Consider the following 24,777-nt stretch of genomic DNA (forward strand, 5'->3'; position numbering starts at 1 on the left):
AGGCTTTGCTTCTCTTCCTTCGCGCTGCGTTTCCGTTAGCGCGAAAGAGGCGTGATTGTAGGCACGCTTTTCCCGCCACGCAAGCCCTTTTTAAGGGTTTCATTAAAATTTTATGAAAAAGGCGCCCGATCGGGCGCCTCCCCCGCTCAGCGGCCCTTCGTCAACGCCTCCAGCCAGGCTTGAGGCACCGCATCCGCCATCGCCGCGTACCCCGCGTCACTCGGATGGATGCCGTCACCGCTGTCATAGCGTCGTTGCAGCACGCCAGGCCGCGCCGGATCCCGCAGCGCCGCATCGAAATCCACCACGCCATCGAACGCCCGCGACGTCCGGATCCATTCGTTGACCGCCACCCGGATCGCCTCGCGCGCCGGCGGCAGCCCCGCCGGCGTCAGCGTCGCGCCATACAACGCCACGCCACGCTCGTGCGCAGCCGCGATCAGCCGTCGATACCCGGCAATCAGCGCGGCCGCGCTCACCTGCGTATGCGGCGCGTCGCAATCGAGCCCCGCGCGCGGCGGCATCGCGGCAAAATTGATGTCGTTGATGCCGATCAGCAGCACCGCCGCCCGCGCCCCCGTGCGCGACAGCGCATCCCGCGCGAAGCGCTTCTCCAGCGCCTCGCCGTAGCACGGCGAATCGCTGAGCAGACGATTGCCGCTGATCCCCAGATTCACAACGCCCACCGGCCGCCCACCCAATGCCGACACCCGGCGCGCCAGCGCGTCGGGCCACCGGCGATTCTGGTTCATGCTCGAGCGCAGGCCGTCGGTAATCGAATCGCCGATCGCGACCAGCACGCCCGCCGACGGCTCCGGACTCTCCACGGCCAACTCGCTCACCCACGCGGATTGCGTGAAGCGCGCCCGGAACGCCTGCGCGGCGGAATCAGCCACATGGTTGCCCGGCACCGACACATAGTTGAATTGGTTCGCCACCCGATGCCACACCGACATCCGCTGGCGCGCGCCTATATATAGGCTGAGCGCGTAGGGCTCGCCCGCCGCGACCTCGAATGCAACCGGATCGCTGTCCCGTTCCTGCCCAGGCAGCACTTCCACCCCCGCGCGCCCGCCGAACGTCACGGGCGCCGACGCCCCGTCCCGCACCGCCGCGCCCCCCGCCGAACGTCCGATCCGCAACGCCTCGATCACAAGCGGCGTGCCGCCGTACGCGTTGCTCACCCGGACGCGCACCGCCCGCCCGGCCACCGTTGGGTAGATGATCTGGCGCACCGTGCGCCCGGCCACGTCCGGCGCCTTGTACAGCGGCGGTGGCACAGCCAGTTCCGGAATCGGCTGCAGCGCGCTCGCCCAGGCCGCCACCCAATGCGACGCCGCGCCCGGCGCGCCGCCCCCGGCAGCCGACGCCCACTGCGACAGCACCAGCGCGGCGCAACCTGCGAGAACGGGGAAACAGCGGCGGAATGTCATGCGCATCACCTCACGAGAAAGGAAGTGCATTCTGCCCCAGATCCCTCGCACACTCCGCCTCGACCAGCACCGACTCCCGCATCTTGTGGTTTACCCTCGTCTCACATGCACAGGCTCAAATAATTTATTAACCGTCCGGTCGGTTAATTTATACTGCAGACACATTCCCCTGGACGAGTCCATCGACATGTACACGCAATCCCTCGACATCTCCGGCAACGTCGCGCCGCTCGATGGCGCCGCCGATTCGCCCGAACTGGCCCGATTCGACGCCGTCATGGCCGCCGACGGCAAGATCGAGCCGCAGGACTGGATGCCCGACGCGTATCGCAAGACCCTCGTGCGCCAGATTTCGCAGCACGCGCACTCGGAAATCGTCGGGATGCTGCCCGAAGGCAACTGGATCACCCGCGCCCCGAGCCTCAAGCGCAAGGCGATTCTGCTCGCGAAGGTCCAGGACGAGGCGGGCCACGGCCTCTATCTATATAGCGCGGCCGAAACGCTCGGCGTGTCGCGCGACACGCTTATCGACGCGCTGCACGCCGGCAAGGCCAAATATTCAAGCATCTTCAACTATCCGACGCCCAGTTGGGCGGACGTCGGCGTGATCGGCTGGCTCGTCGACGGCGCCGCGATCATGAACCAGATCCCGCTGTGCCGCTGCACCTACGGCCCCTACGCGCGCGCGATGATCCGCGTGTGCAAGGAGGAGTCGTTCCATCAGCGCCAGGGCTTCGACGCGCTGCTCGCGATGATGAAGGGCACTGACGCCCAGCGCGAGATGGTGCAGCAGGCCGTGAACCGCTGGTGGTGGCCGGTCCTGATGATGTTCGGCCCCAGCGACGCCGACTCGATCCACAGCAACCAGTCGAGCAAGTGGGGCATCAAGCGCATCTCGAACGACGACCTGCGCCAGAAGTTCGTCGACGCGACCGTCGAGCAGGCGAAGGTGCTCGGCGTCACGCTGCCCGACCCGGACCTCACGTGGAACGAGGCGCGCGGCCATTTCGACTACGGCGCGATCGATTGGGATGAATTCTGGCGCGTGGTCAACGGCGACGGCCCGTGCAACAAGGAGCGCCTCGCCACCCGCGTGAAGGCGCACGACGACGGCGCCTGGGTCCGCGCCGCCGCGCTCGCGCACGAGCAGAAGCGCCGCGCCCGCGAACACCCGCAGGCTGCGTGAAGCACGCCGCCGCCCCGCATTCAGGAATCAGGAGACAGTGATGAACAAGGAATGGCCAATCTGGGAAGTGTTCGTGCGCAGCAAGCAGGGACTCGACCACAAGCATTGCGGCAGCCTGCACGCAGCCGACGCGTCGATGGCGCTGCGCATGGCGCGCGACGTCTACACGCGCCGCCAGGAAGGCGTGAGCATCTGGGTGGTGCCGTCGGCGGCGATCACCGCGTCCGATCCGAACGAGAAGGCGGAGCTGTTCGAACCGGCGGGCGACAAGATCTATCGCCATCCGACGTTCTATACGCTGCCCGACGAAGTCAACCACATGTAAGCGGCGCGCCATGACGATCACCCCACAGCATCTCGCCTACGTGCTGCGCCTCGCCGACAACGCGCTGATCCTCGGCCAGCGCAATGCCGAATGGTGCGGCCACGGCCCGATCCTCGAAGAGGACATCGCGCTCACCAACATGAGCCTCGACCTGATCGGCCAAGCCCGCCTGCTCTACACGCATGCGGCCGACCTCGATCGCCGGCTCGGCGGCCCCGCGCGCACCGAGGACGACTACGCATACTTCCGCACCGAGCGCGAGTTCGCCAACTACACGCTGGTCGAGCTGCCGCACTACGGGCCGCTGTCCGGCACCGCGCAGGCGGACAAGGACTACGCGGTCACGATCGTGCGCAATTTCTTCTACGCGACGCTGATGCTGCACGCGTGGACCGCGCTCGAGACCTCCCGCGATCCGCAGCTCGCGGCCATCGCCGCCAAGTCGATCAAGGAAACCCGCTATCACGAGCACCACGCGCGCGAATGGCTGGTCCGCTTCGGCGACGGCACCGACGAGTCGCACCGCCGCGCGCAGGCCGCGCTCGACTACCTGATCCCGTACACCCGCGAATTCTTCTCGATCGACGCGGTCGAGGACGCCGTCGCTGCCACCGGCATCGGCCCGACGATGGCCTCGCTCGAAGCCGCGTGGCGCGCCGATATCGACGCCGCCCTCGCCGAGGCAACGCTCGCGCTGCCCGAGCCGGTCCGACACGTGCCGACCGGCAAGCTCGGCGAACACTCGGAACACATGGGCTTCCTGCTCGCCGAGATGCAGAGCCTCGCACGCCAGCATCCGGACGCGTCCTGGTAAGCGCCGAGCCGTCACGGAGCCCGATGATGCCCGCCCTCCACGATCCCGCCCCCACCGCACCGCGCCACGCCGACCCGCTCGTCGCCGAGGCCTGGCGCGTGCTCGAAGCGGTGCCCGACCCGGAAATCCCGGTCGTGTCGATCCGCGAGCTGGGCATCCTGCGCGAGGTCCGGCGCGCGGCCGACGGCACGCTCGACGTGGTCATCACGCCGACCTACTCGGGCTGCCCGGCGATGTCGCAGATCGCCGAGGACATCGGGCTCGCGCTCGCCCGGGCCGGCCTGCCCGCGCACCGCATCGAGACCGTGCTCGCGCCCGCCTGGACCACCGACTGGATCACCGCGGAAGCCCGCGACAAGCTGCGCGCGTACGGCATCGCGCCGCCGACCGGCCAATGCGGGAGCGCCGCCGCGCCCGCCGAACGGGTCGTGCGTTTCCGCCCGAAGCCGCTCGCGGCGCCCGCGTGCCCGCGCTGCGGGTCGGCCGACACGGAACGTCTCGCCCAGTTCGCGTCGACGGCCTGCAAGGCGCTCTACCGCTGCGTCGACTGCCGCGAACCCTTCGACTACTTCAAACCCTACTGATATGGCGACTCCGCAATTCCACCCGCTGCGCATCCGCGACGTGCGACCCGAGACCGCCGACGCGGTCACGGTCTCCTTCGAGGTCCCGCCCGAACTGCGCGAACACTACCGTTTCACGCAGGGCCAGTTCGTCACGCTGAAAACCCACATCGATGGCGAGGAAACGCGGCGCTCGTACTCGATCTGCGTCGGCACCACCGACTACGACCGCGACGGCGAGCTGCGCATCGGCATCAAGCGGGTGCGCGGCGGCCGCTTCTCGAACTTCGCGTTCGACACGCTCAAGGCCGGCCACACGATCGACGTGATGACGCCCGACGGCCGCTTCTTCACCCATCTGAACGCCGGGCACGGCAAGCAGTACGTCGCGTTCTCGGGCGGCTCGGGGATCACGCCGGTGCTCGCGATCATCAAGACCACGCTCGAACTGGAGCCGCGCAGCCGCTTCACGCTGATCTACGGCAACCGCAGCGTCGACGCGATCATGTTCGCCGAGGAGCTGGAGGACCTGAAGAACCGCTTCATGGAACGGTTCGCGCTGTACCACGTGCTGTCCGACGACCTGCAGGACGTCGAACTCTTCAACGGCGTGCTGAACCAGGAGAAATGCGCGGCCTTCCTCGACACGCTGACGCCCGCCGCCTCGATCGACGAGGCCTTCATCTGCGGCCCGGCGCCGATGATGGACGCCGCCGAGGCCGCTCTGGCCGCGGCCGGCGTACCAGCCGGCCGGATCCACGTCGAGCGCTTCGGCTCGCCGCTGCCGCAGGCGGGCGCGCCGAGCGTCGACATCACCGATGCGACGCCCGCCGCCGACCTCGAGATCGTGCTCGACGGCAATCGCCGCAAGCTGCGCCTGCCGTATGAAGGCGTCAGCCTGCTCGACATCGGCCTGCGCGCCGGTCTCGCGCTGCCGTACGCGTGCAAGGGCGGCGTCTGCTGCACCTGTCGCGCGAAGGTGCTCGAGGGCGAGGTCCGCATGGACAAGAACTACACGCTCGAGGACCACGAGGTGAAGGACGGCTTCGTCCTGACCTGCCAGTGTCATCCGATCAGCGACCGGGTCGTGGTCAGCTACGACGAGCGCTGAGCCGAGCCGGCGGTTTCGCGCCGCCGGCCATCTCGCTTACACTAGGGGCCGCCCGTCGGCCGGCCGCTTCGCCGCGCCGGTCGCCGGGCGGCTTTCCTTTGTCGACGACAGGCCCATGAGTACTCTCCACGTCACCCTGGGCGGCTCCGCCGCCGCTTCCCTGCGCGTCGCGCTTGCCGACGCGGGTCGCGACGAGCGCGTCATCGAATTGCGCGACGACCTGGCCATCGGCCCGCTGCGCGGCATCGACGAGCTTCCCGACACGCGCGCCGCCTTCTGGGAGCGCGTGATGGGCGACATCCTGCCGGACTGGCAGACCGAGGTGCGCGACGAGCTCGCGACGCTCGAACAGCTCGCCGCCGGCGATGGGCAGGTGGTGGTCTGGCATGCGCAGAGCGTCGCCGACCAGCTGATGCTGCGGCGGGTCGCCTACCATCTGCGCAATGTCCCGCAGCGCCTGAACGAAGTGCGCCTGTCGAGCGCCGATGTCGACGATCCGCAGTCGTGGGTCCACCTGCGCACCGACACCGCCACCGCCACCGGCATCTTTCCGCCCGCGACGCTGCGCGCGAAGCTGCCGGAGGCCGCGCCGATCTCGGTGCTGCGCATCAGCCGGCTCGCGCTCGAATGGCAGGAGGCCAAGCAGGCCAATGCGGAACTGCGCTACTGGATCGGCAATACCTTCAAGAGCGGCCACTATGCCGACCTCGATGTGCTCGTGCTCGAACACGTGCCCGGCGAATGGGCGCCGGCGGCCCGCACGATCGGCTCGGTGATGGGCTGCGCCGACCGCGGCCACCTGTTCGTCAGCGACTCGATCGCGTTCTGGCGCTGCCGCGAGCTGGCGGCGGCCGGCCGCGTCGAGCTGCGCGGCGGCGAACCGAGCATCGACAACCTGCGTGCGCTCACGCTGCGCGCCGTCCCCGCCTCCCCCCGCTAACCCGAGCAGACGACTCTCCCATGGCCCGCACCCGAGCGCCCGACCACGAATCCCAGCGCGAGCAGATCCTCGACCTCGCCGCCGCCAAGTTCGCCCAGACCAGCTACCCGAGCACGTCGATGACGGACCTCGCCACCGCGAGCGGCACCTCGAAGGCGCGCCTCTATCACTATTACGAGAGCAAGGAAGCGATCCTGTTCGACCTGCTCGACCGCTACACGAAGCGGCTGATGCTGATCATCGCCGAGGTCGAGGGCGTGAGCCAGCGGCGCGGCCTCAGCGAGCGCGACGCGTTCGCCGAGCTGGTGCGGACCTTCCTCGCGGAGTACGAGACCTCGCACAGCCGCCACGTCGCGCTGCTCAACGACGTCAAGTACCTCGAAGACACGCAGCGCCAGGTGATCCTCGACCGGCAGCGCGATATCGTCGCCGCGTTCGCGCGGCAGCTGGCGCGCGCGTATCCGGAACGCATCGCGAAGGAAAACCAGACCTCGGTGACGATGATGGTGTTCGGGATGATCAACTGGACCTTCACCTGGCTCAAGCCGGGCGGCCGCCTCGGCTACCGCGACTTCGCCGAGCAGGTGATCGACATGATCGAGAACGGCCTGTCCGGCACGGCTTGATTTTCCGCAAAGCAGCATGCGTTGCGTGGGAATGACAGTGCGCTTGCCTGTCGCCCCTCCCGACATTTATGCAAATTTCCTGCAAAAACAGACGTTTACAGGAAATTTAAAACATATCTAGAATTCATACTCGAAACAATACTCGGGTTTTCCCCAGGTTCCGAACCGTCGATCGGCTAAACTGTTGTTGCATTGCACCAAATCGATTGCACGGTCTTTTGAGGAACCCACGATGAACACGCCTGACAGCCGTCCTGCCGCGTGGTCCGGCAACGTCGGCCCCGCGCCGGTTCTCGTCCGGGAACTGGCTTCCACCGACCGCGAGCAACTGCTCACGCACTTTCTCACGCTCGACGACGACGATCGCCTGCTCCGCTTCGGCCAGATCGTCCCCGATCACGTGCTCGACAACTACGTCCGCACGATCGATTTCTCGCGCGACACGGTGTTCGGCGTCTTCGACCACCAGCTCAAGCTGATCGGCGTCGGCCATCTGGCCTACCTGCCGGCCGAGGGCGACAAGCGCACCGCCGAGTTCGGCGTGTCGGTGCTCGAATGCGCGCGCGGCAACGGCGTCGGCTCGAAGCTGTTCGAGCGCGCCGCGATCCGCAGCCGCAACACCCAGGTGACGATGCTCTATATGCACTGCCTGTCGCGCAACGCCACGATGATGCACATCGCGAAGAAGTCGGGCATGCGGATCGAATACGCGTACGGCGAAGCCGATGCCTACCTGTCGCTGCCGCCCGCCGATCATTCGACGATCCTCGCCGAAATGATGCAGGAGCAGGCCGCGGTGTTCGACTACGCGCTCAAGCGTCAGGCGCAGCGCGCCACGCAGATCTTCGAATCGCTGCTGCCCGCGGGGCTGACGGCCTGAGCGGCCTCATCCTCGCCAGCATGCACGGGCGGCCTCCAGGGCCGCCCGTTTCATTTGGCGCGCGCTCAGCGGATCGGCAGCGCGGTCGTCTCCTTGAAGCGTTCGAGCGAGAAGCTCGTCTTCACGTCGATCACCGACGGATGGTGCAGCAACTGCTCCTGCACGAAGCGCGAAAAATGCGCCATGTCCTCGACCTGCACGCGCAGCAGGTAATCCATGTCGCCCGTCATCGCGTGGCACGCGACCACCTCCGGCCAGGCCTGCACCGCCGCGCGGAACAACTGCGCGTGCGTCGCGCCGGCGCGGGCCGACGCTTCGTCGCCGCGCGCCGGCGCGAGGCCGCCGCGCTTCTCGAGCCGCACGCTCACGTAGGCGAGCAGGTCGAGCCCGAGCTTCTGCGGATCGAGCAAGGCCACGTATCCCGTGATCACGCCAGCCTCCTCGAGCCGCCGAATCCGCCGCAGGCACGGGCTCGGCGACAGGTTCACCCGCTCGGCGATCTCCTGGTTCGAGAGCCGCCCGTTCTCCTGCAGGATGGCCAGGATCCGCCGATCGATCGCGTCCAATTCCACGCGCGCCATTTTCTGCCTCTCCGGTCGTTTATTTGATTGGGAAATTGCGCAAGCGTAGCGAGCCGCGATTAAGTTCGCAAGTATCCGCCCGCCCCGCCCCGCTACACTTTGCCGCACGCAGACCTTCCCGCGATACAGCCCGCCAAGGGCATCAGGAGACACCATGCAGATCCCAACCTGGGACAATCCCGTCGGCACCGACGGCTTCGAATTCATCGAATACACGGCGCCGGACCCGAAGGCGCTCGGCCAGCTGTTCGAACGGATGGGCTTCACCGCCGTCGCGCGCCACCGCCACAAGGACGTGACGCTGTATCGCCAGGGCGACATCAACTTCATCGTCAACGCGGAGCCCGATTCGTTCGCGCAGCGCTTCGCGCGTCTGCACGGGCCGTCGATCTGCGCGATCGCGTTCCGCGTGCAGGATGCGGCGAAGGCCTACCGCCACGCGCGCGATCTCGGCGCATGGGGCTTCGACAACAAGACCGGCCCGATGGAACTGAACATCCCGGCGATCAAGGGCATCGGCGATTCGCTGATCTACTTCGTCGACCGCTGGAAGGGCAAGAACGGCGCGGCGCCCGGCAGCATCGGCGACATCAGCATCTATGACGTCGACTTCGAGCCGATCGCCGGCGCGGAGCCGAACCCGGCGGGCCACGGCCTCACCTATATCGATCACCTGACGCACAACGTCCACCGCGGCCGCATGCAGGAATGGGCGGAGTTCTACGAGCGCCTGTTCAACTTCCGCGAAGTCCGCTACTTCGACATCGAAGGCAAGGTGACCGGCGTGAAGTCGAAGGCGATGACCTCGCCGTGCGGCAAGATCCGCATCCCGATCAACGAGGAAGGCTCGGACACGGCCGGCCAGATCCAGGAATACCTCGACGCCTATCGCGGCGAAGGGATCCAGCACATCGCGCTCGGCGCGGCCGACATCTACGGCGCGGTCGACGGCCTGCGCGCCAAGGGCGTCACGCTGCTCGACACGATCGACACCTACTACGAGCTGGTCGACCGCCGCGTGCCGAACCACGGCGAGTCGCTCGACGAACTGAAGAAACGCAAGATCCTGATCGACGGCGCGCACGACGACCTGCTGCTGCAGATCTTCACGGAGAACCAGATCGGGCCGATCTTCTTCGAGATCATCCAGCGCAAGGGCAACCAGGGTTTCGGCGAAGGCAACTTCAAGGCGCTGTTCGAATCGATCGAACTCGACCAGATCCGCCGCGGCGTGGTGCAGGACAAGGCATAAGCGGCCCGCGCGGCCGATGCCAATGAAAAGGGCGGGAATCCTCCGATTCCCGCCCTTTCTTCATTCCGGCCCGGCGTTTCAGGCCGCCGCGGGGCGCACTGCGCGCGGCGCCGCCCAGCCGGTCACCGCGATGTCGCCCACGGCGGGCACGACCTGCAGCTGCGGCATCGCCGCGACCGCCAACGCGCTCGCGCCCGCCGAACGGGCCGGCCCGCTCATCGCGAAAAAGGCCGTGGACACCATCAGGAAATTCTGGATATGTCGTGTATGCATAGCACCTCCTTTTCAGCGCCTGGCCGCGCCGCCATCGCATCAACGCGCGGATAAACCGGGGGCGCCTCCAGGCAGGCCGTCAGGCTAATGGCATTCGGCGCGCAATGCGCCCCGATTTACATGCTTTTACATGCTGTAACGCCTTGATTCCGTGCTGATTCATCGGCCTCCCGCGCTGTTCCCGAGCGGCAAGCGGCGGGTTTCCCCCAGTGCTACCATCGCTTAAAACCCGCCAATATGGCGGCCCCGGGCCGACGCGTTCACAAGACGCCGACGCGCGAGTTTTGGCGATCCCAAACTGGGTGGAGGAGATAAGACAATGAATGCCCCGCTAGACGCAGGTCAGCGCGCGTCACTGGAAGCCGCGCTGAAATCCGTCACGCTCGATGACAAATACACGCTCGAACGCGGTCGCGCGTACATGAGCGGCATCCAGGCGCTGGTCCGCCTGCCGATGCTCCAGCAGGAACGCGATCGCGCCGCCGGCCTCAACACCGCCGGCTTCATTTCCGGATATCGGGGCTCCCCGCTCGGCGGGCTCGACCTGTCGCTGTGGAAAGCGCAGAAGCACCTGGCCGCGCACCAGATCGTCTTCCAGCCCGGCCTGAACGAAGACCTCGCCGCCACCGCCGTGTGGGGCTCTCAGCAGGTCAACCTGTACCCCGGCGCGAAGCACGACGGCGTGTTCTCGATGTGGTACGGCAAGGGCCCGGGCGTCGACCGCACGGGCGACGTATTCAAGCACGCGAACTCCGCGGGCTCGTCCCGCCACGGCGGCGTGCTCGTGCTCGCGGGCGACGACCACGCGGCCAAGTCCTCGACGCTGGCCCATCAGTCCGAGCACATCTTCAAGGCCTGCGGGCTTCCGGTGCTGTTCCCGTCCAACGTCCAGGAATATCTCGACTTCGGCCTGCACGGCTGGGCGATGAGCCGCTATTCCGGCCTGTGGGTCGCGCTCAAGTGCGTGACCGACGTGGTGGAATCGTCGGCCTCCGTCGACATCGATCCGCACCGCACCCAGATCGTGCTGCCGACCGACTTCATGATGCCCGAGGGCGGCCTCAACATCCGGTGGCCGGATCCGCCGCTCGTGCAGGAAGCCCGCCTGCTCGACTACAAGTGGTACGCGGCCCTCGCCTACGTGCGCGCGAACAAGCTCGACCGCATCGAGATCGAATCGCCGCACGCGCGCTTCGGCATCATCACGGGCGGCAAGGCCTACCTCGACGTGCGCCAGGCGCTCAGCGACCTCGGCCTCGACGACGATACCTGCGCGCGCATCGGCATCCGCCTCTACAAGGTCGGCTGCGTGTGGCCGCTCGAAGCGCAGGGCGCGCAGTCGTTTGCGCGCGGCCTCGAGGAAATCCTGGTGGTCGAGGAGAAGCGCCAGATCCTCGAATACGCGATCAAGGAAGAGCTGTACAACTGGCCGGACGGCCAGCGTCCCCGCGTGTTCGGCAAGTTCGACGAGAAGGACGGCGCGGGCGGCGAATGGTCGGTGCCGATGGGCAACTGGCTGCTGCCCGCACACTACGAGCTGTCGCCCGCGATCATCGCGAAGGCGATCGCGACGCGGCTCGACAAGTTCGACCTGCCGTCCGACGTGCGCGCACGGATCGCCGCGCGCATCGCGGTGATCAACGCGAAGGAGATGGCGCTCGCGAAGCCCCACGTGACGACCGAGCGCAAGCCGTGGTTCTGCTCCGGCTGCCCGCACAACACCTCGACCAACGTGCCCGAGGGCTCGCGCGCGATCGCCGGCATCGGCTGCCACTACATGACGGTCTGGATGGACCGCAGCACCAGCACCTTCAGCCAGATGGGCGGCGAAGGGGTGCCGTGGATCGGCCAGGCGCCGTTCACCGACGAGAAGCACGTGTTCGCGAACCTCGGCGACGGCACCTATTTCCACTCGGGGCTGCTCGCCGTGCGCGCGGCGATCTCCTCGAAGGCGAACATCACCTACAAGATCCTCTACAACGATGCGGTCGCGATGACGGGCGGCCAGCCCGTCGACGGCGTCCTCACGGTGCCGCAGATCACGCACCAGCTCGCGGCCGAAGGCGCGAAGAAAATCGTGATCGTCACCGACGAGCCCGAGAAGTACCAGGGCACGACGCTGCTCGCGCCGGGCGTGACGATCCATCACCGCGACGCGCTCGACGACGTGCAGCGCATGCTGCGCGAGATCGAGGGCACCACGATCCTGATCTACGACCAGACCTGCGCGACCGAGAAGCGCCGCCGCCGCAAACGCGGCGCGTATCCGGACCCGGCCAAGCGCGCCGTGATCAACGAGGCGGTCTGCGAAGGCTGCGGCGATTGCTCGGTGAAGTCGAACTGCCTGTCGGTCGAACCGCTTGAGACGGAGTTCGGCACCAAGCGCCAGATCAACCAGTCCAGCTGCAACAAGGACTTCTCGTGCGTGAAGGGCTTCTGCCCGAGCTTCGTGACCGTCGAAGGCGGCGAGCTGAAGAAGCCGAAGGCGGTGTCGGTCGACGGCAGCGCGCTGCCCGCGATCCCCGAGCCCGTCCCGCCCGCTCTCGACCATACCTTCGGCGTGCTGGTCACGGGCGTCGGCGGCACCGGCGTCGTGACGATCGGCGCGCTGCTCGGGATGGCCGCGCACCTCGAGAACAAGGGCGTCACGGTGCTCGACGTCACCGGCCTCGCGCAAAAGGGCGGCGCCGTGATGAGCCACGTGCAGATCTCGAACGCGCCGTCCGACATCCACGCGACCCGCATCGCGATGGGCGACGCCAACCTCGTGATCGGCTGCGACTCGATCGTGACGGCGGGCGACGAATGCACGTCGCGGATGCGCCATGACGTCACGCGCGTCGTCGTCAACAGCGCACAGACGCCGACCGCCGAGTTCATCAAGAACCCGAAGTGGTCCTTCCCGGGCCTGAGCGCCGAACAGGACATCCGCGCCGCCGCCGGCAACGACGTCGACCTGATCGACGCGAACCACTTCGCGGTCGCGCTGCTCGGCGACGCGATCTACACCAACCCGTTCATGCTCGGCTACGCATGGCAGCGCGGCTGGCTGCCGCTGTCGCTCGCCTCGCTCGTGCGCGCGATCGAACTGAACGGCGTGCAGATCGACAAGAACCGCGCGGCGTTCGACTGGGGCCGGCGCGCCGCGCACGACCTGGCGAGCGTGCGGAAGGCCGCCTCGGGCGGCGTACAGGCGTCCGCCGGCGCGACGGTGATCTCGCTGCACACGAAGAAGGCCGTCGACGCCCTGATCGCCACGCGCGTCCAGCATCTGAGCGCCTATCAGGACGCCGCCTACGCGGCGCGCTTCACCGCCGTCCTCGGCAAGGTGCGGGCTGCCGAGCGCGCGCTCAGCAGCTCCGATCTCGCGCAGGAAGCGCTGACCGAGGCGGTCGCGCGCAACCTGTACAAGCTGATGGCGTACAAGGATGAGTACGAGGTCGCGCGCCTGCAGTCGGATCCGGCGTTCCTGGCCCGGCTCAAGGCGCAGTTCGACGGCGACTGGAAGCTCAAGTTCCACCTTGCGCCGCCGCTGTTCGCGAAGAAGGATGCGCACGGCCATCTGATCAAGAAGCAGTATGGTTCGTGGATGCTGCCGGCGTTCCGCCTGCTCGCGAAGCTGAAATTCCTGCGCGGCACGGCGTTCGATCCGTTCGGCCGTACCGAGGAACGGCGCACCGAGCGCGCGCTGATCGGCGAGTACGAAGCGCTGATCGGGCAGCTGATCGGCGGGCTGACGGCGAGCAAGATGCCGCTCGCGCTGGAGCTGGCGAACCTGCCCGACGAGATCCGCGGTTACGGCCACGTGAAGGAGAACAACCTGCGCGCGGTGCGGATCAAGTGGAAGACGCTGACCGGGCGCTGGAACGGCTCGGGTGACACGGCGCGGCACGTCGCCTGAACACGCGGCGTCCGGCATTGAAGGAAGGCGGCTCAGGCCGCCTTCTTTTTTGCCTGCCCGGCCGGCGTAGCGCCGCCTCGCCGATCGATCGGCCGATCACCGCCAGACAGTCGGCGCAGCGACGATCGCCGGGCGCACCCATGCGATGCGACGGCGCATCCGCCATACGCGGCGCGCCGGCGTCTCGTCGCAGGCTTCGTTCATCCGGTTCATCGGCGATTCCTCGCGCCGGTTCGGGCGCGCGGGAATCCACGGAAAACCGTCCGCGACAGGTCACGGCGGCCGCGGCCTGCCAAACCGGCTGAGACTGAACCGGGATGGTCGGTTCGGACCTGAACGTGCGCCCGCCGGGCCGCGGGCAACGATCCGGCCGGCTTGCCCCATGCGCCCAATCATCCATGGCCGCCGCAGCCTGCCACGCCGCCCCATCCGGAACGGTCGGACCGAACCCAGGCGCATGCCCCACACCGCTGAGCGCCGGGCCGCACGCGAAAAAAAACGCCACGAAACGCGCGTTTCGTGGCGTGGATGACGCAGGCGGCGCAGCCGCGCCGCCTCGGGTCAGCGCGCGACGTTGTTGACGTTCGCCGCGGCCACCGCCGTCATGTTGATGATCCGGCGCACCGTCGCGGCCGGCGTCAGGATGTGCACCGGCTTCGCCGCGCCGAGCAGGAACGGCCCGACCGTCACGCCTTCACCGCCGACCATCTTGAGCAGGTTGTACGCGATGTTCGCCGCCTCGACGTTCGGCATGATCAGCAGGTTCGCCTCGCCGTGCAGCGCGGTGCCCGGGAAGGCGGCCTTGCGCACGGCCTCGGACAGCGCCGCGTCGCCGTGCATTTCGCCGTCGACCTCGAGCTGCGGCGCACGCTCGGCGATCAGCCGGCGCGCTTCCGCCATGCGTCGCGACGACGCCGACGGCGCGCTGCCGAAGTTCGAGTTCGACAGCAGCGCGGCCTTCGGCGTGATGCCGAAGCGCTCGATCTCGGCAGCCGCCTGGATCGTCATGTCGGCCAGCTGTTCCGCGCTCGGCAGCTCGTTCACGTAGGTGTCGCACATGAACAGGTTGCGGCCCGGCAGCATCAGCAGGTTCATCGCCGCGAAATGCTCGGCGCCCGACGCGCGGCCCAGCACCTGCTCGATGAACTTCAGGTGGCTGTGGTACGTGTCGATCATGCCGCAGATCATGCCGTCGGCATCGCCCAGCTTCACCAGCATCGCGCCGATCAGCGTGTTGAACTTGCGCAGCGCCGCCTTCGCGACCTCGGGCGTCACGCCGTCGCGCGCGCCGACCTCGTGATAGGCCTGCCAGCATTGCTGGTAGCGCGGATCGTCTTCCGGATTCACGATCTCGAAATCGACGCCGCACTTGAGCTTCGAGCCGATCTTCTGCAGGCGCATCTCGACGACCGACGGACGGCCGACGATGATCGGCTTCGCGATCTTCTCCTGCAGCACGAACTGCGCGGCGCGCAGCACGCGCTCGTCCTCGCCTTCCGCGAACACGATCCGCGCGGCCTTCGACTTCGCCGTCGCGAACACCGGACGCATCACCATGCCGGTGCGGTACACGGTCGCGCCGAGCTGCTCGCGGTACGCATCCATGTCCTGGATCGGGCGCGTCGCGACGCCGGAATCCATCGCGGCCTGCGCGACGGCCGGCGCGATCTTGATGATCAGGCGCGGATCGAACGGCTTCGGGATCAGGTAGTCCGGGCCGAATTCGAGCGAATGGCCTTCGTAGGCCTTCGCCACTTCCTCGCTCTGGTCGGTTTCCTGCGCCAGCTCGGCGATCGCGCGCACGCACGCGAGCTTCATCTCCTCGGTGATCGTCGTCGCGCCCACGTCGAGCGCGCCGCGGAAGATGAACGGGAAGCACAGCACGTTGTTGACCTGGTTCGGGTAGTCCGAACGGCCGGTCGCGACGATCGCGTCCGGGCGGACCGCCTTCGCGTCTTCCGGGCGGATCTCCGGCTCCGGGTTCGCGAGCGCGAGGATCAGCGGCCGGTCGCCCATGGTCTTGACCATCTCCTGCTTCAGCACGCCCGCGCTCGAACAGCCGAGGAACACGTCGGCGCCCTGGATCGCGTCGCCGAGCGTACGCGCGTCGGTGTGCGCCGCATAGCGCTGCTTGGACGGATCGAGATTGCCGCGCCCTTCGTAGATCACGCCCTTCGAATCGGCCACGAGCACGTTCGCCTGGTTCAGGCCGAGCTTGACCAGCAGGTCGAGGCAGGCGATCGCCGCCGCGCCTGCGCCCGAGCACACGAGCTTCACTTCGCCGAGCGACTTGCCGACCACCTTCAGGCCGTTCAGGATCGCCGCGGACGCGATGATCGCCGTGCCGTGCTGGTCGTCGTGGAAGACGGGAATCTTCATCCGCTCGCGCAGCTTCTGCTCGATGTAGAAGCACTCGGGCGCCTTGATGTCCTCGAGGTTGATGCCGCCGAGCGTCGGCTCGAGCATCGCGATCGCGTCGACCAGCTTGTCCGGGTCGGATTCGGCCAGCTCGATGTCGAACACGTCGATGCCCGCGAACTTCTTGAACAGGCAGCCCTTGCCCTCCATCACCGGTTTCGCGGCGAGCGGGCCGATGTTGCCGAGGCCGAGCACCGCCGTGCCGTTGGTCACGACGCCGACGAGGTTGCCGCGCGACGTGTATTTCTGCGCATCGAGCGGATCGGCGTGGATCGCTTCGCACGCAGCGGCGACGCCCGGCGAGTACGCCAGCGACAGATCCAGCTGGTTCGACAGCGGCTTGGTGGGGGTGACCGAAATCTTGCCGGGTTTCGGATTCAAATGGTAGGCAAGGGCTGCCTGCTTCAGTTGTTCGTCCATGATTGACCTGCGAGAGACTGCGTAATTAAGGACTCGGCACCAGATACCGTGAGCCGCGTTCCGGGAAATCGAGGGGATAGTCGACTGCGGCGGCCGTCGCGCGCCGGGTTGGCGCGCCATCGAACCTTGGCGGATGGCAAGAGGGAGGTACCGGATGCCGAGCAATTTCTAAGGGTCGCCTAGTGTACACCTCGTGCCCGGCAAATCGTTGCTGCGGCGCGGTACCCGGCGCGCCTCGCGCAAGCATTCGCACGGACTTCGAATCATCGGACGATTCCGGGTGCGCGGCGGCCGGCGTCGCGGGTCGCCGCGCGCTCGGCGGCGCTAAATGACGGCCGAATCGGGTAAAATAGCGGGCTACGCGCGCAGCGAAATGGTTCACCGGCCCCTCGCCGGTCCCGCCACCCCGCCGGGGCCTCACTTGCTGCGCCATCGGGCCCGCGCCCGCCCCTCGCACATCACCCAAGGAATGCCCATGACAGGCTTCGATCGCCAGACGATCTCCGACACGACCGCCAAAATGCTGCTCGAAGTGCAGGCGGTGCACTTCAACGCCGAAAAGCCGTTCATCTTCACGTCGGGCTGGGCCAGCCCGGTCTATATCGACTGCCGCAAGCTGATCTCGTATCCGCGCGTGCGCCGCGGCCTGATGGAGATGGCGGAAGCGACGATCCTGCGCGACGTCGGCTATGAGCAGATCGACGCGGTCGCGGGCGGCGAAACCGCCGGCATCCCGTTCGCGGCGTGGCTCGCCGATCGCCTGATGGTGCCGATGCAGTACGTGCGCAAGAAGCCGAAGGGCTTCGGCCGCAACGCCCAGATCGAAGGCAAGCTCGACGAAGGTTCGCGCGTGTTGCTGGTCGAGGACCTGACCACCGACAGCCGCAGCAAGATCAACTTCATCAACGCGCTGCGCACCGCGGGCGCGCAGGTGAATCACTGCTTCGTGCTGTTCCACTACAACATCTTCAAGGAAAGCGTGTCGGTCCTGAAGGACATCGACGTCGACCTTCACGCGCTCGCGACCTGGTGGGACGTGCTGCGCGTCGCGAAAGCCTCCGGCTACTTCGAGACCAAGACGCTCGACGAAGTCGAGAAATTCCTGCACGCGCCGGCCGAGTGGTCGGCTGCGCACGGCGGCGCCACCGGCACGCCCTCGGCGTAACGCTCCTGGCGTTGCGCCGAGGGCGTCACGCCCCCGGCAACGCCCGCGCGGCCGCCCGCCGTCGCCCCCGCTCCGCAAGCCGCCTGTCGTCGCGACAGGCGGCTTTTTCATGGCCCGCGCCATGCGTCCCTTTGACCTCCCGACGCGCTCGTCATGCGTCCCTAATGTTAGACTGGCCTCTGACGTGCCAAGGGTCGCCACAACAATCCGCGCCGGCTCATGCCGGCCTATGTGACGGGAGAAGCGCCATATGCGTATGGGTCGCCGAGTCGTTCCGCCTGGTTCGCCCCGTCGCCTGCCCCCGTTCCTTTTCGCCGGCCTTTGCCTCTGCGCGGCCGCGCTCGCCACGCCTCGCGCGCATGCGCAGGATGCCTTCACGCTGAGCAGCGACGATCTGCGCGCCGGCAGCCGCGTCGGCGCGGCCCAGGTCTTCAACCAGGGCGACTGCAAAGGCGGCAACCGCTCACCCCAGCTCAGCTGGCGCAATCCCCCACCCGGCACCCGCGGCTTCGCCATCACGATGCTCGATCCCGACGCGCCCGGCCACGGCTGGTGGCACTGGGCCGCAGCCGGCATTCCTCCCGACGTCGCGAGCCTGCCCACCGACGCCAGCGCATCCGGCTACCTCAAGAAGCTTGGCGCGACCGAGGCCCGCAACGACTTCGGCTCGGACGGCTACGGCGGACCTTGCCCGCCGCCCGGCAAGCCGCATCGCTACGTGATCACGGTCTACGCGCTGAAGTCCAACGACCTGCGCGTCGCGAGCGGACGGCCGGCGCAGATGTTCGACCATGAGATCGGCACGGAAGCGATCGGCTCGGCGCAGATCGTCGTCACTTACGGCCAGTAAGCCTCACGATTGCCGTCATCGGCGAAACACTGTAGTGCGCGCGGGCATGCTTTCCGGCCGGCGCGCGTTGCTAGACTCATCCCCGTTGCACGCATCGCGGCCCGGCCGCGCCTCCTGAACCGCCCGGCCCGTCCGGGCGTCGTGTTGCTCTCTTTTCCGAGGATTTCCGCATGTCCAACATCGTCATCGTCTATCACAGCGGCTACGGCCATACGAAGAAGCTGGCCGAGGCCGTGCATGCCGGCACGCAGAACGCAGGCGCCAACGCCCGGCTCATCGCCGTCGGCGACCTCGACGACGCAGCCTGGGCCGCGCTCGACGCGGCCGACGCGATCGTCTTCGGCGCGCCGACCTACATGGGCGGCGCCTCCGCCGAGTTCAAGCAGTTCGCGGACGCCAGTTCCAAGGCCTGGTTCACGCAGAAGTGGAAGGACAAGCTCGCGGCGGGCTTCACCAATTCGGCGTCGATGAACGGCGACAAGTTCTCGACGCTCCAGTACTTCGTCACGCTTGCGATGCAGCACGGCATGGTGTGGGTCGGCACCGGCATGATGCCCGCCAACACGAAAGCCGCGACCCGCAACGACGTCAACTTCCTCGGCAGCTTCAGCGGCCTGCTCGGGCAATCGCCGGCCGACTCGTCGCCGGACGAAGGCCCCCTGCCGGGCGACCTCGAGACCGCGAAGCTGTTCGGCGCGCGCGTCGCGACGGCCGCCGCGCGCTGGATCGCCGGCGCGCGCTGAACGCCCCGCCCGCGCCGGTATGCCCGCGCTGGTATGCCCGCGCCGGCGCGGGCAATCAGGGACACAAGACGACCCGCGGGCCGTCTTTTTTTGGCCGCATCCGGTTACGATGCAATGCAACACGTCTTAAAATGTCGGTTTCTCCGGCGCAATCCGCGTCAACCGCCCCCGATTCTGTGAGAGCGAGATGAGCACGAAAGTTTTTGTCGACGGCCAGGAAGGTACGACCGGCCTGAAGATCTTCGAATACCTGTCCGCGCGCGACGATATCGAAATCCTGCGGATCGACGAAGCGCAGCGCAAGGATGTCGACGCACGCCGGCGCCTCATCAACGCCTCGGACGTGACCTTCCTGTGCCTGCCCGACGTCGCGTCGCGCGAGTCGGCGTCGCTCGTCGACAACGATCGCACCACGCTGATCGACGCGAGCACCGCGTTCCGCACCAGCGCCGACTGGGCCTACGGCCTGCCGGAGCTGAACCGCGCGCAGCGCGCGCGGATCCGCGGCGCGAAGCGCATCGCGGTGCCGGGCTGCCATGCGTCGGCGTTCGTGCTGGCGATGCGCCCGCTCGTCGACGCGGGGATCGTCGCGCTGGACTTCGCCGCGCACAGCTACTCGATCACCGGCTACAGCGGCGGCGGCAAGAAGATGATCGCCGACTACGAGGCCGACACGGGCGGCCGGCTCGCCAGCCCGCGCGCGTATGCGCTCGCGCTCGCGCACAAGCACCTGCCGGAAATGGCCGCGCACACCGGCCTCGCGAACGCGCCGCTGTTCACGCCGATCGTCGGGCCGTTCTACAAGGGCCTCGCGGTCACCACCTACTTCACGCCGAGCCAGCTCGCGAAGCGCGTGACCCCGCAGGACGTGCAGCGCGTATTCGCCGAGCACTACGCGGGCGAGGCGTTCGTGCGCGTCGCACCGTACGACGCCGCCGACAACCTCGACGACGGCTTCTTCGACGTGCAGGCCAGCAACGACACCAACCGGGTCGACCTGTTCGTGTTCGGCACCGCCGAGCGCTTCGTCACGGTCGCGCGGCTCGACAACCTGGGCAAGGGTGCGTCGGGCGCGGCGATCCAGTGCATGAACCTGAACATCGGCGCGGAGGAGGACAGCGGCCTGCGCCGCTGAACGTTCCCCGCCTCCCGCAAAGCCGGCCCTGGGCCGGCTTTTTCATTTTAAAAGCTTCCGAAATGAAAGCCTTTAAAATAAATCCCCGCCATTAACATAGATTTACAAAAATTATAATTTCATTCATCCGACAATATAAAATCACTCGAAATCCCCAATAGGGAATCACCTTATATTTTCGCCCTTCAAACGTTCCGCGAAGATGCATGATATTCGCCCGGAACCGCATCTCCATGACCAATCAGCGCCATTGCAACGCTCATTTCAAACGCTCATTTCGTTTGAATGCTGCGCGCCATCCCAAACGCCAATTAGGCTTTTACATTCTTAATTGTTTAAATCGTCTTTTTTAGACGATTCCATCAATTGACATCAAAAAAATGCGCCGCCAAATTAGTCCGGACAATTAAACAGATTGGAGACAGCGGCATGTCGCGCGCCTATTTGAAAGGGGTGGCTATGGCCATTGCGCTCGCCCCTTTGCTCGCCGCCTGCGGCGGTGACGGCGGCCCCCCCGGCCCCGTCAATGTTTCGCAATGCTCAGGTTCCAGTTGCGGCACCCAGGGCCCCCCCACGTCGATCCCGATAAACGGCTCGCTCTGCCCGGCCGACGCGAGCATCGGCGCCGGCACCTACCTCGGCGGGGCCGGCAGCGGCGAGATCGTCAGCGTGAACATCAACGCGACGACGATGACCTACACGCTCAAGTGGCTCGAATCGCCGATTCCGCTCGCGACGGGCACGGTCACGCCGAGCCGCGCCGGCACGACCATCACCGGCAACGTGATGCATCCGCCCACCGGCACGCTGCCGACCGCCGAGCAGACCCGCTGCGCCTTCATCCTGCTGCCGGGCAGCGGCCCCGCGGGCGCGACCGGCGCGACCTATTCGACCGCCGCCGATTTCAACCAGGCCAACCCGCCGATGATCCTGATCGGCTTCGGCGTGGCGGGCGGCGGCATCCCGGGCGCGACGATCCAGTACGCCGGGCTGGACATCGCGGTCGCCGGCATCACCGTCGCCCAGAACGTCGGCCAGGTGCCGCAGCGGCATTTCGACTTCTATCCGTTCCTCGGCTTCGCCAGCACGACGACCAATCTCGCCCAGCTGCCCGGCACCTACAACGCGCTGCTCTATCACCTCGTGCCGTCCGGCAACTATGCGACGGCGGGCACCCAGTCCACCGAAACCTTCGACGCCAACGGCGCGTGCACGTCGAGCGCGTCGTCCGGCTGCCTGACGACGGGCGGGGCGTGGACGGCGAGCGGCAACGGCTATTTCAACAGCGCGAAGGCGCCGCAGATCCTGCCGCAGACCCAGTTGCCGATCGTCGGCGCGACCGGCAAGTCGGCGACCGCCCACCTCGTGATCGGCCAGTTGAACGGCGCGACCGTGCCGGTGATCGTCCGCACCGGCAACGTGAACCTCGGCACCGCGCCGCTGCACCTCGACGCGCAGGTCGACGACGAATCCGGCATCGCCGTGCTCGGCAGCGCGACCGCGCTGGCGTCGGGCGCGGTCGACGGCGGCTACGCAGGCGCCGATTCGAACTTCAAGTACACCGCGACCGTGATCAAGGGGACGGCCGGCACCTTCGTCAACCCGAGCACCGAGGCCGCCGAAACCGGCTTCACGCTCGACTACGGGCAGACGACGCCCGGCCTGCTCGGCATCGCCACGACCGCGGCCGCGAACCAGCCGGCGGCGTCGGGCTACGTGATCGCGACGGGCGGGCTGTTCGCGTCGCTGGTGCAGGGCCAGGTCAACGGCGGCATCACGTCGACGTCGGCCGTCTCCGGCACCGCATCGGCGCCGTACTTCGGCGTGGGCGCGCAGATCAGCAAATAAGCGGCGCGCGCGCCGCACGCAGGGCAGAGGGCAGCAGCAAGATGCGGCCGACAGGGAGCCGGCCGCCGATAAAGACAATCTGGAGGAGCAACATGAAGCGCAACCTGGTTCTGGCGCTGGCTTTCGCCGTGCCCCTTCTCGCCGCCTGCGGCGGGGGCGACAGCAACAACAACCCCGCGCCGCTCGTGGAAACCGCGCTGTGCCCGGCCTCGGTCGACTACAGCACGCCCTACACCGGCGGCGGCGGCGACGGCGAACTGGTCCAGCTGCAGCTCGACACCACCAAGCTCACCTGGCAGGTCACCTACGTCGAGTCGCCGATCCCGCAGACCACCGGGACCGTCACGCCGACGCGCGCCGGCACCACCCAGAGCGGGACGCTGACCCAGGAAACCCAGCTGCCGACGCAAAAGCTCAACAACTGCGCCTACCGGCTGAACGGCGCGAGCCTCGACCCGACGCGCCCCGCCCGGGTCTTCATCGGGATGGGCGTCGCGGGCGGCACGATCCCCGGCAAGGAGATTTCGTACGGCGGCCTGCTCGGCCAGGGCGCGGTGCCCGACACGACGTTCCCGTACTACCCGTTCATCGGCTTCACGACACTCGAGACCAATATCGCGAACCTCGCGGGCAACTATCACCAGCTCGGCTACGGCCAGGTGCCCTCGCAGAGCTTCGCGCCGACGACCATCGACGCGCAGGTGACGATCAACGCCGACGGCACCTGGAGCCGCTGCGACACGACCGGCATCTACGCGGGCCCCTGCCGGCAGCCCGGCGCCAACCTCGTGCAATCGGCGGACGGCAGCGGCGCCTTCGAGACCGATCACTACCAGGGGCAGGTCAAGCCGACCCTCGCGACCGTGCCCGAGGCGAAGGGCTTCATCATCGTCGGCAAGCTGCGCAACCAGCTCGTGCCGATCATGATCCGCACCGGCGTCGCGAATCCGAATCCGCAGCCCGACGCGAACGGCGTGCCGGGCCTCACCGCGGACGACGAATCCGGCATCTCGATCCTCGCGCCGCTGACCACGCTCGCGGTCGGTTCGCAGAACGGCGAGTACATCGGCGTCGACAGCCAGTTCGACTACCGGACCACCGCGCTGAGCAACGCCCAGGCGACCCTGCTCGATCCGTTCAATGCATCGCAGGCCTCGCTCGCGACCGCGCTGAACCTCGACTACACGCAGGCAGTGCCCGGCGTCGTCACCTCCACGCACACGAACGCGAGCAGCACGACGCCGACCGGCAAGTTCATCTTCACGGGCGGGGTATTCGGGTTCCTCGACATGTCGAACGCGTCGTCGCCGTACTTCACGATCGGCGCCTTCGTGCAGTGACCGCGACCGGGAGCCCGTGATGAAAAGAATCCTGTGCGCGGCGGCGAGCGCCGCCGCGCTGGCCCCGCTCGCGGCGCATGCGCAAAGCGCCGGCAGCAACGTGGTGACGCTCGGCTGGTTCCACATCATGCCGCAGCAGAGCACCTCGCCGCTCACGACCAATGTCGCGCCGACGCCGATCAACACGCCGCTGCGCCTGCCGGCGTCCTTCACCTCGCCCGGCACCGGCCTGCACACCAGCGGCTCGGACACGGTGGGGCTGACGGTCAGCCATTTCCTCACCGATCACATCGCGGTCACGTCGGTGGCCGGCGTGCCGCCGACCTTCAAGATCACCGGACAGGGCACCATCCAGCCGCCCGGCCCGGCCGGCGCGCTCGGCTCGCAGAACATCGGCATCGGTCCCGTCAATCCGATCGTGAAGAGCGTCCGGCAGTGGAGCCCGGCGATGATCTTCCAGTACTACTTCGGCGCGGCCACCGCGAAGCTGCGGCCGTTCCTCGGCGTCGGGGTGTCATACAACTGGTTCAGCGACCTGCAGCTGCAGCCGAACTTCATCAAGCAGACCCAGGACAACCTCGGCGCGATCCTCGCGGCCGGCGCCGGCAAGCCGGGCACGACCCAGGTGTCCGCCAAGGCGTCGTCGTCGTGGCAGCCGGTGTTCAACGCGGGGCTCACGTACAACATCACCGATCACTGGGGGCTCGTCGCGTCGGTCACGTATATCCCGTTGAAGACCACCTCGACCGTCACGATCAAGGCCGCGGACGGCACCGAACTGGCGGAGTCGAAATCGGAGCTGAAGGCGGACCCGATCATCAGCTTCGTCGGGGTGTCGTACAAGTTCTGAGTCCGGCCGCGCCCGGCGAACGGGCAAAAAGCGGGCAAAAAAAAGGTTCATCGCGGGAAACCGTGGAAGCTTTGGGTGCAGTTGGTAATCTGACGCCAGTGGAAACGGGCGTTGGAGGCCAAA

21 protein-coding genes are annotated in these 24,777 nt (G+C 67.3%); 17 read left to right on the top strand and 4 right to left on the bottom strand.

The genetic code is table 11. From position 1 onward, the window contains the following. Nucleotides 1–146: 146 nt before the first annotated feature. Nucleotides 147–1,433: an SGNH/GDSL hydrolase family protein gene (locus AC1RQF_RS31485; RefSeq protein ID WP_492873988.1), complete on the bottom strand. Its 1,287-nt coding sequence runs from the start codon at nt 1,431–1,433 to the stop codon at nt 147–149. Nucleotides 1,434–1,620: 187 nt separating this feature from the next. Here AC1RQF_RS31485 and paaA point away from each other — a divergent pair, with 187 nt between their 5' ends. From paaA to AC1RQF_RS31525, 8 genes are all read left to right on the top strand, one after another. After that, nucleotides 1,621–2,619 carry a 1,2-phenylacetyl-CoA epoxidase subunit PaaA gene (paaA, locus tag AC1RQF_RS31490; RefSeq protein WP_274000636.1) on the top strand — a complete coding sequence of 333 codons (999 nt, stop codon included), beginning with the start codon at nt 1,621–1,623 and terminating at the stop codon, nt 2,617–2,619. 40 nt (nt 2,620–2,659) lie between these two features. Continuing rightward, nucleotides 2,660–2,944, top strand: a complete 285-nt coding sequence (gene paaB, locus AC1RQF_RS31495) for a 1,2-phenylacetyl-CoA epoxidase subunit PaaB (RefSeq protein WP_089439024.1) — start codon at nt 2,660–2,662, stop codon at nt 2,942–2,944. Nucleotides 2,945–2,954: 10 nt separating this feature from the next. Next, nucleotides 2,955–3,758, top strand: coding sequence for a 1,2-phenylacetyl-CoA epoxidase subunit PaaC (paaC, locus tag AC1RQF_RS31500; protein WP_492873991.1), 804 nt, complete (start codon nt 2,955–2,957; stop codon nt 3,756–3,758). Between the two features lie 23 nt (nt 3,759–3,781). Next, nucleotides 3,782–4,342: a 1,2-phenylacetyl-CoA epoxidase subunit PaaD gene (gene paaD / locus AC1RQF_RS31505; protein ID WP_274000631.1), complete on the top strand. Its 561-nt coding sequence runs from the start codon at nt 3,782–3,784 to the stop codon at nt 4,340–4,342. Between the two features lies 1 nt (nt 4,343). Beyond that, nucleotides 4,344–5,432, top strand: a complete 1,089-nt coding sequence (gene paaE / locus AC1RQF_RS31510; RefSeq protein WP_274000630.1) for a 1,2-phenylacetyl-CoA epoxidase subunit PaaE — start codon at nt 4,344–4,346, stop codon at nt 5,430–5,432. A 115-nt stretch (nt 5,433–5,547) separates the two neighbouring features. Beyond that, nucleotides 5,548–6,372: a DUF1835 domain-containing protein gene (locus AC1RQF_RS31515; RefSeq protein ID WP_274000629.1), complete on the top strand. Its 825-nt coding sequence runs from the start codon at nt 5,548–5,550 to the stop codon at nt 6,370–6,372. A gap of 20 nt (nt 6,373–6,392) precedes the next feature. Further along, nucleotides 6,393–6,998 carry a TetR/AcrR family transcriptional regulator gene (locus AC1RQF_RS31520; RefSeq protein WP_274000627.1) on the top strand — a complete coding sequence of 202 codons (606 nt, stop codon included), beginning with the start codon at nt 6,393–6,395 and terminating at the stop codon, nt 6,996–6,998. 232 nt (nt 6,999–7,230) lie between these two features. Continuing rightward, the gene (locus AC1RQF_RS31525; protein WP_492873994.1) at nt 7,231–7,878 is read left to right on the top strand and encodes a GNAT family N-acetyltransferase; all 648 of its coding nucleotides are present in this window, start codon (nt 7,231–7,233) and stop codon (nt 7,876–7,878) included. A gap of 65 nt (nt 7,879–7,943) precedes the next feature. Here the strand turns inward: AC1RQF_RS31525 and AC1RQF_RS31530 are convergent, their stop codons facing one another. Then, entirely contained in the window at nt 7,944–8,459 is a 516-nt protein-coding gene (locus AC1RQF_RS31530; protein ID WP_274000624.1) for an Lrp/AsnC family transcriptional regulator, read from the bottom strand. Between the two features lie 154 nt (nt 8,460–8,613). Between AC1RQF_RS31530 and hppD the strand changes: the two genes are divergently transcribed. Then, complete coding sequence (hppD, locus tag AC1RQF_RS31535; protein ID WP_492873995.1) at nt 8,614–9,711, top strand: 4-hydroxyphenylpyruvate dioxygenase; 1,098 nt, start codon at nt 8,614–8,616, stop codon at nt 9,709–9,711. A 78-nt stretch (nt 9,712–9,789) separates the two neighbouring features. Here hppD and AC1RQF_RS31540 read toward each other — a convergent pair whose 3' ends face one another. Continuing rightward, complete coding sequence (locus tag AC1RQF_RS31540; protein WP_274000622.1) at nt 9,790–9,984, bottom strand: hypothetical protein; 195 nt, start codon at nt 9,982–9,984, stop codon at nt 9,790–9,792. A 319-nt stretch (nt 9,985–10,303) separates the two neighbouring features. Here AC1RQF_RS31540 and AC1RQF_RS31545 point away from each other — a divergent pair, with 319 nt between their 5' ends. After that, on the top strand, nt 10,304–13,885 hold the full coding sequence (locus AC1RQF_RS31545) for an indolepyruvate ferredoxin oxidoreductase family protein (RefSeq protein WP_492873997.1): 3,582 nt from the start codon (nt 10,304–10,306) through the stop codon (nt 13,883–13,885). A gap of 561 nt (nt 13,886–14,446) precedes the next feature. Here the strand turns inward: AC1RQF_RS31545 and AC1RQF_RS31550 are convergent. Further along, a complete protein-coding gene (locus AC1RQF_RS31550; protein ID WP_492873999.1) occupies nt 14,447–16,723 on the bottom strand; it encodes an NADP-dependent malic enzyme in 2,277 nt (758 codons plus the stop codon). A gap of 475 nt (nt 16,724–17,198) precedes the next feature. Here AC1RQF_RS31550 and AC1RQF_RS31555 point away from each other — a divergent pair, with 475 nt between their 5' ends. The 7 genes from AC1RQF_RS31555 (at nt 17,199) to AC1RQF_RS31585 (ending at nt 24,654) form a co-directional block, all read left to right on the top strand. Further along, on the top strand, nt 17,199–17,888 hold the full coding sequence (locus AC1RQF_RS31555) for an orotate phosphoribosyltransferase (RefSeq protein ID WP_274000616.1): 690 nt from the start codon (nt 17,199–17,201) through the stop codon (nt 17,886–17,888). A gap of 250 nt (nt 17,889–18,138) precedes the next feature. Further along, nucleotides 18,139–18,738, top strand: a complete 600-nt coding sequence (locus AC1RQF_RS31560) for a YbhB/YbcL family Raf kinase inhibitor-like protein (protein WP_274000615.1) — start codon at nt 18,139–18,141, stop codon at nt 18,736–18,738. 170 nt (nt 18,739–18,908) lie between these two features. After that, nucleotides 18,909–19,481, top strand: a complete 573-nt coding sequence (locus AC1RQF_RS31565) for a flavodoxin family protein (RefSeq protein WP_274000614.1) — start codon at nt 18,909–18,911, stop codon at nt 19,479–19,481. 187 nt (nt 19,482–19,668) lie between these two features. Beyond that, on the top strand, nt 19,669–20,616 hold the full coding sequence (gene argC, locus AC1RQF_RS31570; RefSeq protein ID WP_492874001.1) for an N-acetyl-gamma-glutamyl-phosphate reductase: 948 nt from the start codon (nt 19,669–19,671) through the stop codon (nt 20,614–20,616). Between the two features lie 459 nt (nt 20,617–21,075). After that, nucleotides 21,076–22,464, top strand: a complete 1,389-nt coding sequence (locus AC1RQF_RS31575) for a DUF2957 domain-containing protein (RefSeq protein ID WP_274000610.1) — start codon at nt 21,076–21,078, stop codon at nt 22,462–22,464. 92 nt (nt 22,465–22,556) lie between these two features. Further along, entirely contained in the window at nt 22,557–23,804 is a 1,248-nt protein-coding gene (locus AC1RQF_RS31580; RefSeq protein WP_492874003.1) for a DUF2957 domain-containing protein, read from the top strand. 19 nt (nt 23,805–23,823) lie between these two features. Next, nucleotides 23,824–24,654 carry an OmpW/AlkL family protein gene (locus AC1RQF_RS31585; RefSeq protein WP_274000607.1) on the top strand — a complete coding sequence of 277 codons (831 nt, stop codon included), beginning with the start codon at nt 23,824–23,826 and terminating at the stop codon, nt 24,652–24,654. Nucleotides 24,655–24,777 lie beyond the last annotated feature (123 nt).

It is taken from the genome of Burkholderia sp. GW821-FHT14F03, from assembly GCF_058803765.1.

What these genes read in the sequence shown, in the direction of transcription:
- AC1RQF_RS31485 (WP_492873988.1), bottom strand. Translation starts at nt 1,433, where the DNA reads ATGACATTCCGCCGCTGTTTCCCCGTTCTCGCAGGTTGCGCCGCGCTG.
- paaA (WP_274000636.1), top strand. Translation starts at nt 1,621, where the DNA reads ATGTACACGCAATCCCTCGACATCTCCGGCAACGTCGCGCCGCTCGAT.
- paaB (WP_089439024.1), top strand. Translation starts at nt 2,660, where the DNA reads ATGAACAAGGAATGGCCAATCTGGGAAGTGTTCGTGCGCAGCAAGCAG.
- paaC (WP_492873991.1), top strand. Translation starts at nt 2,955, where the DNA reads ATGACGATCACCCCACAGCATCTCGCCTACGTGCTGCGCCTCGCCGAC.
- paaD (WP_274000631.1), top strand. Translation starts at nt 3,782, where the DNA reads ATGATGCCCGCCCTCCACGATCCCGCCCCCACCGCACCGCGCCACGCC.
- paaE (WP_274000630.1), top strand. Translation starts at nt 4,344, where the DNA reads ATGGCGACTCCGCAATTCCACCCGCTGCGCATCCGCGACGTGCGACCC.
- AC1RQF_RS31515 (WP_274000629.1), top strand. Translation starts at nt 5,548, where the DNA reads ATGAGTACTCTCCACGTCACCCTGGGCGGCTCCGCCGCCGCTTCCCTG.
- AC1RQF_RS31520 (WP_274000627.1), top strand. Translation starts at nt 6,393, where the DNA reads ATGGCCCGCACCCGAGCGCCCGACCACGAATCCCAGCGCGAGCAGATC.
- AC1RQF_RS31525 (WP_492873994.1), top strand. Translation starts at nt 7,231, where the DNA reads ATGAACACGCCTGACAGCCGTCCTGCCGCGTGGTCCGGCAACGTCGGC.
- AC1RQF_RS31530 (WP_274000624.1), bottom strand. Translation starts at nt 8,459, where the DNA reads ATGGCGCGCGTGGAATTGGACGCGATCGATCGGCGGATCCTGGCCATC.
- hppD (WP_492873995.1), top strand. Translation starts at nt 8,614, where the DNA reads ATGCAGATCCCAACCTGGGACAATCCCGTCGGCACCGACGGCTTCGAA.
- AC1RQF_RS31540 (WP_274000622.1), bottom strand. Translation starts at nt 9,984, where the DNA reads ATGCATACACGACATATCCAGAATTTCCTGATGGTGTCCACGGCCTTT.
- AC1RQF_RS31545 (WP_492873997.1), top strand. Translation starts at nt 10,304, where the DNA reads ATGAATGCCCCGCTAGACGCAGGTCAGCGCGCGTCACTGGAAGCCGCG.
- AC1RQF_RS31550 (WP_492873999.1), bottom strand. Translation starts at nt 16,723, where the DNA reads ATGGACGAACAACTGAAGCAGGCAGCCCTTGCCTACCATTTGAATCCG.
- AC1RQF_RS31555 (WP_274000616.1), top strand. Translation starts at nt 17,199, where the DNA reads ATGACAGGCTTCGATCGCCAGACGATCTCCGACACGACCGCCAAAATG.
- AC1RQF_RS31560 (WP_274000615.1), top strand. Translation starts at nt 18,139, where the DNA reads ATGCGTATGGGTCGCCGAGTCGTTCCGCCTGGTTCGCCCCGTCGCCTG.
- AC1RQF_RS31565 (WP_274000614.1), top strand. Translation starts at nt 18,909, where the DNA reads ATGTCCAACATCGTCATCGTCTATCACAGCGGCTACGGCCATACGAAG.
- argC (WP_492874001.1), top strand. Translation starts at nt 19,669, where the DNA reads ATGAGCACGAAAGTTTTTGTCGACGGCCAGGAAGGTACGACCGGCCTG.
- AC1RQF_RS31575 (WP_274000610.1), top strand. Translation starts at nt 21,076, where the DNA reads ATGGCCATTGCGCTCGCCCCTTTGCTCGCCGCCTGCGGCGGTGACGGC.
- AC1RQF_RS31580 (WP_492874003.1), top strand. Translation starts at nt 22,557, where the DNA reads ATGAAGCGCAACCTGGTTCTGGCGCTGGCTTTCGCCGTGCCCCTTCTC.
- AC1RQF_RS31585 (WP_274000607.1), top strand. Translation starts at nt 23,824, where the DNA reads ATGAAAAGAATCCTGTGCGCGGCGGCGAGCGCCGCCGCGCTGGCCCCG.